A 16223-nucleotide genomic window follows, 5' to 3' on the forward strand; every position below is an offset into this window, starting at 1 on the left:
AAGCTACAATTTCGTTGTTGAACAAGTCTTGAATGACAGACAGATAAACGAATGTGTTTCCATCCGAAATATAAGTAATATCCGTCACCATTTTTTGCTGGGGGGCTGTGGCATGAAATTTGCGCTTCAGGCGATTCGGATAAATCACAGATGGCGTATAGCTGGACTTCTTCCGCTTCTTACGAATGACCGATTGGATCGATAGTTCCCGCATGATTCGCCATACTTTCTTGTGATTAACGTTCAGACCAGCCTCCCAGAGCGCCGTTGTCATGCGAGGATAACCAAACTCTCGGTTTGCAAAATGAATAGCCATCATGTGTTCTTTGATCTCACGATCACGGTCTTGTCTTGCGTCTCGCTGCGGCTGTGTTGCTCGCCATTTGTAATAACTGGAACGGGGTATTCCTGTAATCGATAATAGGCGTGTAATGCTATGCGAGCAGCGCAATTCGTCAATGATATCGTAGTTCTCCCGTTGGCTCAGCGCTTCTCCTTTACTAGATTTGGATACCGCTTTTTTAAATAATCCACCTGTGCTTGAAGGTAGTCACGTTCTTCTTCTACACTGCTAAAGGCAGTACGGGGACGTCCTTTCATTGGATTCGGAACATTGTTTTTTCGCTCATCGAACGATTCCCCGTTTTTCCACTTTTTCACCCACACCTTCAGTTGTGAACAGTTTCGAATTCCTTCGCGTTCAGCTACCACTTTATAACTTGAAGACCCTTCGACATAGGATCTAACCGCATTCAATTTAAATTCTTCGGTATACGTCTGAAATGTTTGTCCTTTTTTGATCATAAAAATATCCCCTCCAAGTGTCACCTGAACCCTCATGATAACATGAAGGTTTTTTTGAGTGTCTATTTAAAGGGGATAATACCAATAATAGGTGGTAGTTTAGTTTTTTTATAATAAAGAAGGTGCATTATTATGGATAATGAACAACGATTAAGCGATTTAGAGAAAAGAATGGACTCAAAAGAGAAAAAATGGAGGATAATTAAAATATCCTTATTGTCATCTTTGTCATATGCCTCTTAAAAGAGTGAGTTTAAATAATTACATTACATTGGAATTGACAAAGGCTCCGACAATCACTAGATGGAGTTTATATAAAGGTAGGAGTAGATTATTCACTTTACGCCATACTTTCCACTGGCTTTTAGTGAACCGTTAAAATTATCAAAATCAGATTTCTGAAACAAATATCGAGTTGACTAGTACAGAATAGTAATAGAAATACCCTGCACTTTGCAAAAATTTTCTGACCATCGGAAAAAGTTTCGTAATAGAGAATGGCTGTACCGTATGGCCAGAATTAATTGAGTAGAATGGAGGGTTAATTTTATAAATTATTAAGGATTTATTAGAGTGGATCAATATGATTAAAGCGAGTATCGTTGCTCTTGAAAAGGTTGTGCGTTATGCATTGCAAAACGCTAAAGAACGAATAGTAGACTGATATCCAGAGACATCGTAAAAGTGACTCCCGTTGACATGATGCTAACGGGAGTCACTTTTACTATATAATATATTCATATATGATTAGTTTAAATTGGGGGTTTTATGAGTTATGTTCTCTATCTATTGAATTATAGACATAACTTTTGGAGGTTATCATTATGAAACATATAAAATGAATGGTGACTCCAGCAACGACATTAACAGTAATCAATAATGAGGATTTCGCAGGTACTACAAATACGCATCGGTTTGATATTCCGGCAGGATTGGGTTATGTGAAAGTGAGTTTTAAAAACACGGGTTCGAAACACTTCACGTTTACGATCAATGAAGGATCTACTAGTGGAACCAAGATAACGTCCGGCAGTGTCCCAGCAGATGGAAAAGAGCATACATACTATAGTGATAAAGCGTTGTCGACGGGTTGGTATTATGTGAGTACCTCTTCTGCGCAAGGGATGTCTGGCACATTAGATGTTTCTCTGGGAACTGATGCTTATAAATGATTCGGGAATTTACTCTAAAGGAGGAGGAAATGATTTGAGAAAGGGTACAAAGTGGACATTGTTGATTCTGGGTTTGATGCTCGCTGCAATTTTTATCAACTTTATTATGAATCTATATAGCTTTGCTTATGCACTGATTACCGTGCTTTTACTTGCCTTTATGGGATGGGGTTTCTTAGCAAAGTTAAAGAACGACGTTCGTCAGCATGAAGACCATCATAGAAGAGAGCACCAATCTGCGATCGATGACATTGATCGATACACCAGGTAATAACTAACTAGCTATGATGAACGTAACCGCAAAAATAGCCCTCCATATTGCTTCACATCGTAGGTTAAAATGGAAAGTAAGAATCACCATTTCAGAGCTACACAGCAAAGGAGAGCTATCCCTATGAAGTCTACCACAAAATTCATCGGTTTAGATGTATCCAAAGAAAAAATTTCTGTCGCTATTGCTGACGAGGGTCAAGACAAGCCGCGGTATTACGGAACCATTGCTCATACGCCTGCTGCCTTACGCAAGCTCATCAAAGAACTGGGTCCGGCGAGCTCCCTGTCGTTTTGTTATGAGGCTGGTCCTACAGGTTATGAAACCTACCGCTGGATCGAATCCATGGGAGCCACCTGTGTCGTCATTGCCCCTTCACTCATCCCGAAACGCTCCGGCGATCATGTGAAAACAGATTTACGAGATGCCGAGCAAATGGCACGTCTATTCCGTGCAGGCGAACTTACGCCGATTTACGTTCCAGCACGTGAAGATGAGGCATTGCGTGAATTGGTTCGTGCACGCGAATCGGCGAAAGAAGATGCTCACCGGGCCCGTCAACGTGTACTCAAGTTCTTACTGCGCCACCAGATCCATCCACCGGAGAATATCAAACGTCGCTGGACGAAAAAATATCGCGTATGGCTTGGACAACTGACGTTCCCGCATGCACCCATGCAGATCGCGTTTACAGAGTATCTTCATGCCATGGAAGAGATTGAGCAACGCATCGGTCGACTGGAAAAAGCCTTGATTGAAGAGGAGGCGACCAGTTCCAAAGCCGATTTGATTCAGATTTTACAGTCTCTGCGTGGTATTGGGTTTCTTACAGCGGTCACGCTTGCTGCGGAGATCGGTTCCTTTGCTCGGTTCCGTTCCCCTGCTCAGCTCATGGCTTACTTAGGTCTGGTTCCACGTGAGCATTCGTCTGGAGCCCGTACCCAACGTGGCTCGCTCACCAAAGCAGGAAATGGACGATTGCGTCGCACCTTGATTGAATCGTCATGGAGTTACCGCCATCGGCCTGCGATTAAAGGGGACTTGGCCCGCCGTTTGGAAGGTCTGCCTGCGGACATACAGCTTATTTCATGGAAAGCCCAGGAAAGGCTGCATCGAAAATTTCGCCGTTTAGTTTATGGATTGAACAAGCACAAAAATGTCGCGGTCACCGCAGTGGCCAGGGAACTGACCGGGTTTATTTGGGCAGTTGCCCGAACATTAGAGCTACCGAACGCTCAGTAATCTGTTTTTCATCTTGAAGAGACGGATGGTTTAAAAGGAAAAAGGGAAAAATCGAAGCCTTAGGCCCGGGAGTTCATGGAAGGTTCAGGAGAGAATGTACGAGATTCGTTTGCACTAGGCTTGTAAGGGGCTGAACGTGCGTGGCTAGCTTGTAACCGCTCTCCTTGACGAAGGCATACCATGTGGTAACCAACCCACGGATAGCAGCGTGCCAACCGTCGCTCGCATATGGACTCCCGCGCTTAGGGCTTCGGAGAAAAGCAGCTTTTTGTGCTGGGCTTGACAAAAACGTTCATAGCAACGAAAAAAAGAACATATCTTACTTAGGATCAAAGTTACGTTACATGCAACCTACGCTGCAATGAGTAAAGGCTCCCATGAGGGAGTCTTTTTAATGTTGATGTTTTCTTCTATTGCTAAACAGACAGTTGTTAAGTAAAATAAACATATGAACAAGTGATCATATATTAATACATAAAACGATATTGGGGATGATACATATGTACGATGTATTGGTTATCGGAGCTGGGCAAGCAGGTTTGGCAGCAGGTTACTATCTTCAGAGGTCGGGGTTAACCTTTTTAATCGTTGACGCTGCCTCAACTGTTGGGGAATCTTGGCGTAAACGGTACGATTCCTTGCGTCTTTGTACCCCACGAATGTATGATGGGTTACCTGGAATGCCGCTTAGTGGAAATGAAAATAGCCTGCCAAGCAAAGATGAAATTGCAGATTATTTTGAAAACTATGCTAAACAAATGGAGCTTCCAATAAAGTTAAACTGTGAAATCTCCCGTCTCACGAAGCAAGATGAGGTGTACTATGCTGAAACCAATGATGGAATAATTGAAGCGCGCAATATTATCGTTGCCACGGGGCCTTTCCAGACCAAGAATGTTCCTCATTTTACGAAATCATTATCCGAGAGTGTAATTCAGCTTCATTCATCAGAGTATAAAAATATCTCTCAATTGCTTCCTGGAACAACAGTAGTTGTAGGCGGAGGCAATTCAGGTGCTCAAATCGCTGTAGAGTTAACATCAGATGAACAACAAACCGTATACATATCCATAGCTCGAAATATTACCTTTAGGCCTTTGCATATTCTGAAACGAAGTATATTCTGGTATTTTGAAAAGCTCGGAATATTACGTGCAAGTGCAGATCGTATGGTTGGAAAATGGTTGCGAAATCAGCCTGAATACGTCTATGGCTACGAGTTTAAAGAATTGATGACCCAGTGAAAAGTTAACATGCGCTCACGTGCCATTAATGCAATAGATGACCGCATCCTATATGAGGATGGTAGTGAGACACGAATAGACAATATTATCTGGGTGACTGGGTTTAAGCGAAATGATAGTTGGATCGATATCAATACTGCTTTGGATTCCCAAGGTGTAATTATACACGAGAGAGGTGTATCACCGGTTGCTGGACTGTACTTTGTAGGGCTACCTTGGCAAACATCACGGGGTTCAGCACTGTTGGGATGGGTTAAATACGATGCTCAGAAAATCGTTAGTCATATCAAAGGTAAGTCACATTAAACTATATAAATTGAACTAATCATTTACACGATAACGGAGAGGACAGAAAAAACCTGGAAAAGCAAAGCGTTCGCCTTTATCCCCGGATTTTCCCCTTCGGAAAAGGAATCAAAAAAATCTGGGGATAACAGCGATTGGAAGGTTATTCTGTCATCGTAGTGTCTGTGTAAATAACTTTAGTTCAACTTATATAGATTAGATATCAGGAATGATTAGCGAATATCATAACTCACATTTTTGGGTATATTCCTAAAAGGAGGGATTTTATGAAACTATTTAAATTACCATTGATTCTTTGTATTATATTAATTGTATCTATTTTGTCAGCTTGTGGTGCGGATGATAGGTTACACGGAAAGAGCGATAACTGGGATGTTTCTCTACAGAGATCAACAGGGAGCTATAGTATTACTTATATAGGTGATGAAAAGCGTATAAAAGATTTTGTGTTTGACCTTACCGGCAATAATATAGAACAACAGGGGAAAGCGCTTGAAGAACAAGGGGTACCATTCAGTATGTCGGGAACGGTTACTGAGGCGGAGAAAACGAAAGACCCAATTACCTTTAGAATGAGTTGGAACAATCAGAGCGAGATTGTAACTTTTGAGTAACTCTCGCATTCGGGAGGTGTTCATCATTGGTTTGGTGGCAATTACTGAATCACTCCTATAGTACTTATCACACGTCAGGCCGTTCCTTCATGGAGCGGCCTTTTTGCACAATCGCATCTCATTTCTCAACAGTTATTTTGAAAATCGAGTGATCATGATCCTGTACGCTGAAGCGATATTCCAATCCGTTGCGAACCGTCCTTCCATCAAAATCAGGCTGATTCACATCGCGATCCAATAGTCCGATATCCTGGATGACATCTTGTGCATCGTTATACGAGTACTCACTATTGGTTGTGAGAATGAGTGTGGCGATAGCAGTCAAAAGAATTCCACCTGTTGGTTTACGCGTATCACCAGTTCTGTATAACCTGACTTCCTGTATGCTCTCATCTGCATTCACTGCACCAACCAAGCGCAATTCGTCATTAAATACATACTCGAAAGAGCCAGTGCCCTGCTCGGAAGAGTCCAGTAAATTCAAGCGGGTAATACTCAAACCATGCAGTCGGTATTTGCCTACAGCGCCATTAAACTTGTTTTTAAATTCATCGGCAGTCATGTGGAAGCCAGAGAGTTTAATCTGGGATGAAGGGGTCTGATCTATTTCAGACTGAGTAGAGTTCGAAGATAAAGTCAGCGTCCCATACAAACCTATTAAAGCAATCGCAAAACAGGCCGTCGTTAGAAAAATATATCTGATCGGCAACCTATTACCTTTGCGAATAGATAAGATCATCAGAATAAGAAATCCCACAAAAGTAATAAAGCCAAGAATGAAGAGAGTGGTAAACAGATATTGCAAATTCTCACCTCGTAATAGAGTAATAGCTGGAAAAAATCTTTCTTGCACCTCATTCATTATAATGTTCCCATGGAAAACTTCAAACTCTCACTACCCACTGCCCCAACAAAAAAAGCACTGCCGGCATACTGCCAGCAGTGCTTGCTTGGTGTTATACAGGTCTTACCGTAAAGGTGAAGTGATACGCGCGGTTGGCTGGCAAGGTGTATTCAGCGTGGGTACGTGCTCCCCAGCTGTCATCTCCGCCAACACCCATTTGTTTGTAATTGATGCGAGCGACAGTCTGCGTGCTTTGAGGTAATTTGTACACATGGTCGTTTGCTTCCAGTTCCTCCGGTGTCCACGGCAACGCATTAATTTCAAATGGTATGGTGGCTTCAACATGAAGGCCAAGCTGACCATCCGCTGACGTAATTTCAGCAAAGCGTACATCCATTTTGTTACCACACTCTTGTGGTTTCAGATATGGAACAAATTGATCTCGAACCGCACCTGTGTAATAACCGAGACGTGCACTGGTCAGACGGTCTGCGTAGTTGTCATGCGGTCCTCTGCCGAACCAGGATATCGTATCCAGACTGTTATTCAGTTGCATCAGCATACCGAATTCCGGTAGATCAGGTAAGTCTACGCCTGGAATAAGGGTTTGACTGATTTCCAATATACCATCCACATCAATTCGGTATGTGATGGACAGCGTACATCCCGGATGTTGAACCCACGTATAATCGGTCGTCACGAGAATGCCTTGCTCGTCTGCATGGTGCTCGAAGCGAATTAATCTGTTGGTAGCGTGAGCATCTCTCCAGAACGCAGAACGCTCATTCAAGCGGTTCCCCAGATCATTGTCTGTCATGGCTCTCCAGAAATTTGGCCGAACAGGTGCGAGCAATTGTTCCTGATTGTTGATTTGATAGGACGTTAACGCGCCAGTGGCTGGATTGAAGCTCAAGTTGGCTTGGCCTGTAGTCACTTTCAATTCATCTTGCAGATCCTGTACCTGCAGCGCATTGCCTTGCCCTTGGTGTACCGGTTGGATTGGACGTAATCGCGGAGATACCACGAATTGATCCCAAGCAATCTCATGACCTACTCCTGCCCATTTGGTTGCCACTTTGGTAACCAGAGATACAGTCAGCACTGCTTCCTGGAACAGATCGGACGATGGCGTGTAAGGGATGCGGACTTCAGCCGATTCACCAGGAGGTACCGCGATGTCCAACGTGCCATTCTCTACAGACTTTCCATCGTGTGTTACTGTCCATACGAGCGAATATTCGCTCAGATCCGTGAACAGGAACTGGTTTCGGATGCGCAGCAGGCCGTCTTTGACATCAACGGTTTCCATACGAACGTTCTGATAACATTTCTTCACTTCTTCCAGCTTCGGTGTAACCGTCTTATCGGCCAGAATCAGTCCGTTCCCGCAGAAATTGCCATCATGAGGGGATTCACCGAAATCGCCGCCATAAGCATAATATTCTACACCATCTGCCGTAGTGGTACGAATGGACTGATCGACCCAGTCCCAGATGAAAGCACCCTGCAACACATCATATTTATCGAACAACTCCCAATACAGATGCAGACCTCCACAGGAGTTACCCATGGCATGGCTGTATTCGCAGATAATATAAGGTTTCTTCGGACCCTTCATGCGCGCGTATTGCTCCACATCTTGTGGGCTGATATACATTGTCGATTCAATATCACTTGCCGAATCAGAAGGGCGATAATGGAAGGTGCCTTCATAATGAACGAGACGGGTTGGATCGACTTGTTTCAGATAATCGTACATGGCGATGAAGTTATCGCCGCCGAAGGATTCATTACCCAGAGACCAGATAATAACAGACGGATGGTTTTTGTCCCGCTGGAACATCGAGTTACAGCGATCTATTACATTACTACGCCATTCCGGTTTACTCGCGGGAATATTGTTTTCATTCATTTCCTTTTGCCCATAGTACCAAGTACCGTGGGTTTCCAGATTCGTTTCGTCAATGACATAGAGGCCGTATTCATCACACAGTTCGTACCAGAGTGACTGATTCGGATAATGGGATGTACGCACCGCGTTAACGTTATAGGACTTCATCAGCTCGATGTCACGGATCATGTCTTCCCGCCCAATAGCCCGACCGGTATCCGGTGAAAATTCATGACGATTGACGCCTTTGAACACAATGCGTTTACCGTTGATTTGCATCAGGCCGTCCTTCAGTTCAAACTTGCGGAATCCGATCCGGCTGCGAACAGCCTCCAGTGTTTCACCCGATTCATTCTGAATGGACAGCACAAGTGTATATAGATGAGGGGTCTCGGCGCTCCATAGAAGCGGATTGATAACCTCTGCTGACAACTGGAATGAAAGTTCATCCACACCCTGGAAAGTAACGGCCGCAGTAAGGGGTTGCTTCAGTACAGTCTGCTGCTGTGCATCATAGAGCTGCGCCTGAACGGACAATCCGCTAGGGGGCTGCGCGGCATTATGGTTAAATAACTTCAGGTCCAGAAGTAGCTCCGCATCCTGATACGCGTCATCCAGTTCAGTACGAACAAAGAAATCGGCGATCTGAACTGGTGAAGGTGAATGCAAATATACACCACGGAAGATTCCGCTTAACCGCCAGAAATCCTGATTCTCCAGCCAGCTTGCATCACACCAGCGATATACCTCTACAGCGAGCTTGTTCTCACCTTCGGTCAGATACGGAGTGATATCAAATTCTGCTGGTGTGAACGTGTCTTCGCTATAACCGACCAGCTCCCCGTTCACCCATACATAAAAGGCCGATTCAACACCCTCAAAGTGCAGCAGGACAGGCCGGTCTTTCCAGTCTGCAGGAACAGTAAACGTACGGATATATGAACCCACAGGATTATAGGTTGTTGGTGCAAATGGTGGCTTCAGTTCAGGCTCACGCTCGACCCACGGATACGTCATATTTGTATATTGGGGATAATCGTAACCTTGCAACTGCCAGTTGGAAGGAACGGCGATCTCATCCCATTCACTGGCATCATAGTTGTTCTCATAAAAGGATGTAATCCGTTGCTCCGGTGTTTCCGCAAAGGCAAACTTCCACTGACCATTCAGTGATTCGTACCATGGCGATGCGCTGGAATCATTGGACAATGCTTCTGCTATAGATGGAAACGCTACCATAGAAGCATGTGCGGGTAGACGGTTTACTTGAAAAGTCTCGGGATTATTGTTCCATTCCGGGTATCCATTTGCCGGAGGGGTGTGTACCAGTTTCTTTCGCATAACAGCAACTCCTTCTGAAATGTTATAATATTGTCATTATAGAATTGAATGATGACTTAGAGAATAAAGAATATTGCCCATATGTATCACAATATGAAACTAACGATGGAGAAAGTGGTGTACTGGATGGATACCCGGATTTTTTTTGGTAAAACAGAAGAAGCTGCTCGCCTGCCGATCTATATGACCACGGTCGGTTACTGGGAACACCAATATGAAACTGAGCGTCCAGAGGGATTCCCGGATTATCAGATCCACCAGATTATTCATGGTCAGGGGAGACTGATTATACAAGAGGACGAGTATATCGTTGGACCGGGTGACGTTTTCTTTCTGTATCCTGATGTCCCGCATCGATATATGCCCATCAGTGATCGGTGGGAGCTGGCTTGGGTCTCGTTTCAGGGGAGAGAGGCCAGCCAGTTATTGTCATATGCGGGGATAACCGGCTCACGCGTATGCAGACTCAGGACAGCAACGCTGCTGCGTGGCCTGGAGCAACTTCTGGTTAGAGGAGAGAATGGAGGAGATACGGATTACGCAGATTACGATGTTGAATGCTCCAAACAATTATATGCCCTTCTGCTGGATCTGAAGCCACTACTCATCGCATCAGCCAATTATAATGATGAACTGGAGCGTTTGAAGCCTGTGCTGCGTTATATCGCAGAGCATCTGGATCGTTCACTTTCCCTGAAGGAACTGGCCGATGTGGCTGTGGTCTCTCCCCAATATTTGTGCAGGCTCTTTCAGAGGGCACTCCATACTAGACCTGTATTTTACGTGAACCAGGAACGGATCAATCGAAGCAAACAACTTATGTTCAGTGAGAGAGAGCTTCGAATATATGAAGTTGCTGATCGGGTGGGTTACGAGAATGCCAGTTATTTCTGTGCGATGTTCAAAAGGCATACAGGCATGAGTCCAGAACGTTTTCGCAAACTGCACGGGCTGAATTGAAAGTCTGAATGCTGGTATTCATTTTGAATTTTGATCTGTTATTCATCCTAATTTCAGTTTCCATTAAGGTTGGGAAGGTAAGATAAGTCCTGTAAACCCCTTCTCGTGTTAAATAGATGTGTGACTGGCCCTATCGGATTGTCCTCCGGTAGGGCACTTTTTTTCTTCATATCTTCGGTTGGTGGTATGATAGATGAATACATAATGTGTAACCAACTCTAGTGACCGGAGGATGGAATTGTGGATCACAGCTTGCACCCGTTGTTTAAACCTATTCAGATGAATGGAACGTACCCTAACAGTTATTATGTTGAGAAAATACCTGCTGCCGGTCTGATGGCTTATGTGGCCTGTTATTGGGAATCAGGATCTCTTCCGAACACATATGCGGATGTTGCTAAGAGAGAAGGTCCAGAGCGATCGATGACAACGGTACCTGCACGGGTATTGCCGGATGGTTGCACGGACATGCTGATTACATATGACCCAGTCTGTTCAGAGCACTCCTATGCTTACTGTGGCAATTATACACAGCCGTTCGCTGTGCCTGAGCCATCCGATGATGGTTCCCCTGCTGGAGACTACACCTTTGGTGTCCGGTTCTTCCCGGGTGGAGCGCATGTCTTCCATGGCATGCCTCTGGAGTGGTTTACGGATAAGCGAATTGCACTTCAGGAATGTTGGCCGGAGAAGCTGAATGAGCTTCAGGAACGGATGGCCGAAACGAATAGTTTTGCAGAGCGAGTAGAGGTTATGAATGCGTATTTGAGTCCGCTGTCGGTGCAGGCAAGTACATCTGAGAACGATCTGATGAAAAATGTGCTGCACCGTATCTTTATAGATGGGGGACGTATGAGTGTCCAAGAGCTGGCGATGCGTGAAGTGATCAGTGAACGGCAGTTGCATCGCAAGTTCTCGGAATGGGTCGGAATCAGCCCCAAGCGATTCAGTGAGGTGGTTCGTTTTCATCGTGTGCTGAGTGATATTCATCAGGGGAACACGGCAGACTGGGCAATGCTTGCCCAGAATCATGGATTTTTTGACCAAGCCCATCTGATTCGGCAATTTCGCAAGTTTTATGGAGAGACTCCGTTGACAGCAGCCAGGGAGTATGGCAGAATGTTGTCCGATTTGTACAATAGATCTGTAGCACCTTCGGTTATACTGAAGTCGTGAGAATAAAAGATAAGGGAGACATCATATATGAATGGAACATTGCAGATTCGGGATCACTTGTTAAATGAATTGGAAACAGGCGTACGGACGGGAGCTTCGTTAATTCGCTTGATCCGTTCGGAGGAGTGGTCTTATCGTCCACAGGAGAATATGCGTTCTTTGGTGGAGCTAGTGCATCATTTTATCCAGATTACCGCATCCGATCTTGCTATTATGCAGGAAAAAGGTGAAGCTGAGGTTGGTCTGGTGGAGAATAGTCTGTCGGGGATTGAGGATATCGAGAAGCTTGAAGCAACGTTATGGAGCAATTTCGAATCCTACAAAGCCTATATCACGGGATTGAGCGAAGATGACTTTTTGAATCGTTCAACGAAAGCTTTTTATATGGAACATGGTCACTTGCAGGTTCAATGGCAGATTGAAACGGTAACGCATGTATTCCATCACCGTTCGCAGCTGTATAACTATCTCAAGCAGCAGGGCCATGAACTGAACTTTTTCATGCTGTATGCGTAATTAAACTTGTTATATTTAAAGTAAGCTTAGTTGGCTCTACCGGATGGTCCGGTGGGGCCTTTTTTGCGTACAGTCGTCTATTAATCTATAAAGTCTATCAAAATTGGACATTATGACGCTGGTAATTCACCGTTGCTTTAATAGATTTCAAGCATAGAATACCGTATCAAAGCAAAAAGGAGGTGATTTCAATGGCCATCCTTTTACCACAACAGTTTTACAATCTTCCAGCCGGCGTAGGCAAGTCCTACTATGAAAACTTGGCTGGAGGTACCAATGCCAGCGCTACAGTGAACAACTTTGGACCTTTTCCAGTATCTCTCGTGATCACACGTGTTAATGCACCAGTAGTCACTTACGTTGTTCCTGTAAACAGCAGTCTTACCATTTCGGCAGGTGGAGTTCTGGTTTTTGCCTTATTAGCTAACCTTGGAGGCGCAGCTTCCGGAACAATTCAATTCGCCGTAGGAGATTTGTAATTGGTGTGAACTTGAATGGAATGGCCTCTGTCGGACATCTTGTCGGCAGGGGTCTTCTTTTTTAAAATGGATATACATAGGTTTAAAAGGGGATTTTGAGATAATAAAAGTTAATAAATTACTTGCCGCTTCCTAATTAAAATTATAAAAGAAATAACCCGCCATAGGTTGCCGTATGTAGTGGAGATCTGGCTTCACAGAATCTAGTATTTTACAATCGATATTATAAAGTAATAGATAGAATAGGTAAATTATTCCAAATGTGTGTTATAGTATATTTGGGTGGGAAATATAATATTTTGAATTTCTATGAACAAGAGGTGGAAAACAACTATGAAAAATAGAAACATAACAGGTATTGTAGTGGCCATAATTTATTGTGTTGTTCTTTATGTTTTTTTAACTGATGCCCCCCCTGGTGAAGCTCCAAATAATCCGTTTTGGATTTATTTATTGATTCCAATTGGAGCTATTGTAATTACGTCTCTTTTTGATTATGTGATCAAGTTCGATTTCTTCAGGAAAAAGAAGAAATAGAAGTAAAGAAAAAATTTCTAAAACATTTTTTGCGGGAGTTCTGCTCTCTACATCTATCTCACGACCAGCCTTTGCTCAGGATCAGGTAGATTTACCATCTTCTTTGCCAGTGTCACAAGTGGATAAAAGCCTCTTTAGATTAGTTGAAAGCACAACCAGTAATTCTGTAACTTTTACAGATGGTTCTACATTAGTTCAATATGACAATTACTATATTGCGACCGATTCAAATGGAGAAGATGAGTTGAAAATTACAAAAGTCGATGATAGCAATTAAAGTATGAAAATCTGCAAACCGGCGAAGTGAATTATGCAATCAAAAAAGTTAGACCCATTTATGAAGATCTCAGTTACGCTCCACAGGCATTAGCAGGAGATATCATGATTATACTGGATTTATTAATACTGTTTCGAAAATTCAGACTTGCCAACCTTATGGTTGTGGTACAGTAAATGAATTGTGATCTGTTAGTAATTGTAGATTGACGTTAGTTCCAACCTAGAACCCCCTTATTAAAAGATAGAAGGGGTGAAGTTAAGAAAAGATGTAAATTGAAAGTAAGAAATGAATATTGATAAAATTGTTACTCAACTTCCTCAGCTTAAATCACCTTGATATAGCTGGGTAAACCAGAAATCCATTCTTGTAGTAGACAAAAAACAGCCCATTTACACACCTTTCTTTTTTATGGTTGATCCACACTTCCATGATACCAAACAAGAGAAGTGTTTTTTTGTCACTAGAAACAGTACTGTTTAAATCTTCTTAGGCCCACAAGGGGGTTGACTCATTATTTTAAGTGCGAAAGTTGAGTAAATAATAAATGCGTATTACCTTTAAACTTTAACAGTGCCTTTATACAGGCTTGTTTACTTTGGCGGTCATTCGATTAATTTAAGGTATAGGCGGCACGCAGACTGGTGTTGGCATACAGGAGGTTAGTCGATGATGAACAGGACCATCTTATTTGAAACCAAACGGTTGGTATGTGGGACTTGGAACGAAGGAGATCGTGCGCTGGCGTTTGCATTGTGGGGCGATCATGAGGTTGCCAAGTGGATTAGCAGCAAGGGATTTCTGAGCGAGGATGAGGTAGAAGCGCGATTGACACAGGAGATTCAAAGGCAGAAGGAAGCGGGTGTGCAATATTGGCCCCTTTTTGAGAAAGAGTCGGAGGTGTTTGTCGGTTGCTGTGGCCTGCGTCCGTATTCTCCTGAAGAGGAGATCTATGAATTGGGGTTTCATCTAACCCGGGATCACTGGGGGAAAGGGTATGCCCAGGAAGCAGCGCGTGCGGTGATTGCGTATGCCTTTGACAAAATGAACGTGAAGGCACTGTTTGCGGGGCATCATCCGGATAATGAAGTGTCACGTCACATCTTGATCAAGCTGGGATTTGAGTATACAGGTGATGAACGCTATGAACCGACAGGGAAGATGCATCCATCGTATATGCTGCGAAAATAAGAAACCCCCGGCCAATGAAGGACAGGGATTGCGTGTTAGGCGATTGGGTGAGTCTTGATCCGAATACCATGTTGTTCTCAATCGGGCCTGTAGAAAGGACTGCCATAGGTCTATCTCCTTTTTATTGTCCAAAGAGGATATATGTTTCATGCTTTTTTTATTTCGCTTTCAGCTTCTATTAAGGTAGCAGAGGTATGATAACTCTTGTAAACCCCTTCTCGTGTTAAATAGATGTGTGACTGACCCCGCCGGGCGCCGGTGGGGTATTTTTTTGTTTTATTTTCAAATAAACAAAACTAAACAAAAACAAATAAAAGTATATTTCTGTGTTTATTATTGACTATCAAAGATAAACAAAGGTATAATGAATGTGAAATAAGGAACTTACTATGTACGTGGCAAGCCATTTGATTTTCAATATAAGGAGAGATTGATCATGAACGTGACCCTTACCAATGAAACAACGCAGGCTGCAGGTTTCCATATTCCATTTGTCCGTGAGATGGCTGAAATTACTCAACATATGTGGAAAAATGGCTGGGATGAGCGCAATGGTGGTAATGTCAGCTATCTGCTGGAGGAAGAGGAAGTAGCCAAATATATCGATATCCAGCATGTGATTCGCAAGATCAAACCCGCGTTTTCGGTGCAAGAGCTGGCAGGCAAGTATTTTATCGTGACAGCATCGGGTAAATATTTCAAAAATGTACTCGCTGATCCCGAAAGCAACCTGGGGTTGCTGCGTGTATCGCAAGATGGTCAGGAGCTGGAAGTGCTCTGGGGATTGGAGTCGGGGGCGAATCCAACAAGTGAATTACCTACGCATTTCATGAGCCATATTGAACGTCTGAAATTGGACCCGAACCACCGTGTTGTTATGCACAATCATGCGACTCATGTGCTGGCGATGACGTTTATCCACGAATTGGATGAGGCAAAATTCACGAAGACCCTCTGGCAGATGTGCACGGAGTGTGTGGTTGTATTCCCGGATGGGATCGGCATTATTCCTTGGATGATCCCTGGATCGAATGAGATTGGGCGCGAAACGGCTAAGAAAATGAAAGAATACCACGCGGTGATCTGGCCGCAACATGGCATCTTCGGAACGGGCACAACGATTGACGAGGCTTTTGGTCTGATTGAAACCATCGAGAAGGCAGCCCAAGTGTATATGCTGGTTGCTGGTCACGAGATCCGGCAGAGAATTACAGATGAGCAGCTGACCACACTGGCACAAGCGTTTGGTGTTACTCCTCGTCCCGGCATTCTGGGTAGTTAAAGGATGTTTTATTGCAATATAGTCAACGCATAAATCAAGGAAGTGGTCTTTGGTTCATTGAACCAAAGGCCATTTC

General features: G+C 43.7%; 16 protein-coding genes. 12 read left to right on the forward strand and 4 right to left on the reverse strand.

What is annotated here, in order from left to right:
- Together ACE04G_RS11825 and ACE04G_RS11830 are read right to left on the reverse strand one after the other, a co-directional pair.
- A partial coding sequence (locus ACE04G_RS11825) for an IS3 family transposase (RefSeq protein ID WP_486094461.1) occupies window positions 1-319 on the reverse strand: 319 nt, incomplete at its 3' end.
- A 164-nt stretch (window positions 320-483) separates the two neighbouring features.
- Window positions 484-804, reverse strand: coding sequence for a transposase (locus tag ACE04G_RS11830; protein ID WP_486094462.1), 321 nt, complete (start codon window positions 802-804; stop codon window positions 484-486).
- A gap of 842 nt (window positions 805-1646) precedes the next feature.
- Here ACE04G_RS11830 and ACE04G_RS11835 point away from each other — a divergent pair.
- The 5 genes from ACE04G_RS11835 to ACE04G_RS11855 all read left to right on the forward strand — a co-directional run bounded on the left by ACE04G_RS11835 (window position 1647) and on the right by ACE04G_RS11855 (window position 5653).
- On the forward strand, window positions 1647-1976 hold the full coding sequence (locus ACE04G_RS11835) for a hypothetical protein (RefSeq protein WP_449004277.1): 330 nt from the start codon (window positions 1647-1649) through the stop codon (window positions 1974-1976).
- 34 nt (window positions 1977-2010) lie between these two features.
- Window positions 2011-2247, forward strand: a complete 237-nt coding sequence (locus ACE04G_RS11840) for a hypothetical protein (protein ID WP_449004276.1) — start codon at window positions 2011-2013, stop codon at window positions 2245-2247.
- A gap of 123 nt (window positions 2248-2370) precedes the next feature.
- Complete coding sequence (locus tag ACE04G_RS11845; protein WP_449004275.1) at window positions 2371-3489, forward strand: IS110 family RNA-guided transposase; 1119 nt, start codon at window positions 2371-2373, stop codon at window positions 3487-3489.
- 500 nt (window positions 3490-3989) lie between these two features.
- A complete protein-coding gene (locus ACE04G_RS11850) occupies window positions 3990-4733 on the forward strand; it encodes an NAD(P)-binding domain-containing protein (RefSeq protein WP_449004274.1) in 744 nt (247 codons plus the stop codon).
- 572 nt (window positions 4734-5305) lie between these two features.
- Window positions 5306-5653, forward strand: coding sequence for a hypothetical protein (locus tag ACE04G_RS11855; RefSeq protein ID WP_449004272.1), 348 nt, complete (start codon window positions 5306-5308; stop codon window positions 5651-5653).
- 118 nt (window positions 5654-5771) lie between these two features.
- Here the strand turns inward: ACE04G_RS11855 and ACE04G_RS11860 are convergent, their stop codons facing one another.
- Together ACE04G_RS11860 and lacZ are read right to left on the reverse strand one after the other, a co-directional pair.
- Window positions 5772-6458, reverse strand: a complete 687-nt coding sequence (locus ACE04G_RS11860) for a hypothetical protein (RefSeq protein WP_486094463.1) — start codon at window positions 6456-6458, stop codon at window positions 5772-5774.
- Between the two features lie 151 nt (window positions 6459-6609).
- Window positions 6610-9729: a beta-galactosidase, LacZ type gene (gene lacZ, locus ACE04G_RS11865; protein ID WP_449004270.1), complete on the reverse strand. Its 3120-nt coding sequence runs from the start codon at window positions 9727-9729 to the stop codon at window positions 6610-6612.
- An 81-nt stretch (window positions 9730-9810) separates the two neighbouring features.
- Here lacZ and ACE04G_RS11870 point away from each other — a divergent pair, with 81 nt between their 5' ends.
- The 7 genes from ACE04G_RS11870 to rhaD all read left to right on the forward strand — a co-directional run bounded on the left by ACE04G_RS11870 (window position 9811) and on the right by rhaD (window position 16147).
- Window positions 9811-10689, forward strand: a complete 879-nt coding sequence (locus ACE04G_RS11870; protein WP_405131608.1) for an AraC family transcriptional regulator — start codon at window positions 9811-9813, stop codon at window positions 10687-10689.
- Between the two features lie 240 nt (window positions 10690-10929).
- Window positions 10930-11865, forward strand: coding sequence for a helix-turn-helix domain-containing protein (locus tag ACE04G_RS11875; protein ID WP_449004269.1), 936 nt, complete (start codon window positions 10930-10932; stop codon window positions 11863-11865).
- A 27-nt stretch (window positions 11866-11892) separates the two neighbouring features.
- Window positions 11893-12381 (forward strand): DinB family protein, encoded by a 489-nt coding sequence (locus tag ACE04G_RS11880; protein WP_221819146.1) that lies wholly within the window; start codon window positions 11893-11895, stop codon window positions 12379-12381.
- A gap of 191 nt (window positions 12382-12572) precedes the next feature.
- On the forward strand, window positions 12573-12860 hold the full coding sequence (locus tag ACE04G_RS11885) for a hypothetical protein (protein ID WP_101314123.1): 288 nt from the start codon (window positions 12573-12575) through the stop codon (window positions 12858-12860).
- A 333-nt stretch (window positions 12861-13193) separates the two neighbouring features.
- Complete coding sequence (locus ACE04G_RS11890; RefSeq protein WP_221819147.1) at window positions 13194-13397, forward strand: hypothetical protein; 204 nt, start codon at window positions 13194-13196, stop codon at window positions 13395-13397.
- A 946-nt stretch (window positions 13398-14343) separates the two neighbouring features.
- The gene (locus tag ACE04G_RS11895; protein WP_221819148.1) at window positions 14344-14865 is read left to right on the forward strand and encodes a GNAT family N-acetyltransferase; all 522 of its coding nucleotides are present in this window, start codon (window positions 14344-14346) and stop codon (window positions 14863-14865) included.
- Window positions 14866-15301: 436 nt separating this feature from the next.
- Window positions 15302-16147 (forward strand): rhamnulose-1-phosphate aldolase, encoded by an 846-nt coding sequence (rhaD, locus tag ACE04G_RS11900; protein WP_221819149.1) that lies wholly within the window; start codon window positions 15302-15304, stop codon window positions 16145-16147.
- Window positions 16148-16223 lie beyond the last annotated feature (76 nt).

The organism is Paenibacillus sp. AGC31 (assembly GCF_057334655.1).

Coding starts and splice junctions, on each gene's coding strand:
- ACE04G_RS11850 (WP_449004274.1), top strand. CDS start 3,990: ATGTACGATGTATTGGTTATCGGAGCTGGGCAAGCAGGTTTGGCAGCA.
- lacZ (WP_449004270.1), bottom strand. CDS start 9,729: ATGCGAAAGAAACTGGTACACACCCCTCCGGCAAATGGATACCCGGAA.
- ACE04G_RS11885 (WP_101314123.1), top strand. CDS start 12,573: ATGGCCATCCTTTTACCACAACAGTTTTACAATCTTCCAGCCGGCGTA.
- ACE04G_RS11895 (WP_221819148.1), top strand. CDS start 14,344: ATGATGAACAGGACCATCTTATTTGAAACCAAACGGTTGGTATGTGGG.
- ACE04G_RS11870 (WP_405131608.1), top strand. CDS start 9,811: ATGTATCACAATATGAAACTAACGATGGAGAAAGTGGTGTACTGGATG.
- ACE04G_RS11855 (WP_449004272.1), top strand. CDS start 5,306: ATGAAACTATTTAAATTACCATTGATTCTTTGTATTATATTAATTGTA.
- rhaD (WP_221819149.1), top strand. CDS start 15,302: ATGAACGTGACCCTTACCAATGAAACAACGCAGGCTGCAGGTTTCCAT.
- ACE04G_RS11835 (WP_449004277.1), top strand. CDS start 1,647: ATGGTGACTCCAGCAACGACATTAACAGTAATCAATAATGAGGATTTC.
- ACE04G_RS11880 (WP_221819146.1), top strand. CDS start 11,893: ATGAATGGAACATTGCAGATTCGGGATCACTTGTTAAATGAATTGGAA.
- ACE04G_RS11845 (WP_449004275.1), top strand. CDS start 2,371: ATGAAGTCTACCACAAAATTCATCGGTTTAGATGTATCCAAAGAAAAA.
- ACE04G_RS11890 (WP_221819147.1), top strand. CDS start 13,194: ATGAAAAATAGAAACATAACAGGTATTGTAGTGGCCATAATTTATTGT.
- ACE04G_RS11830 (WP_486094462.1), bottom strand. CDS start 804: ATGATCAAAAAAGGACAAACATTTCAGACGTATACCGAAGAATTTAAA.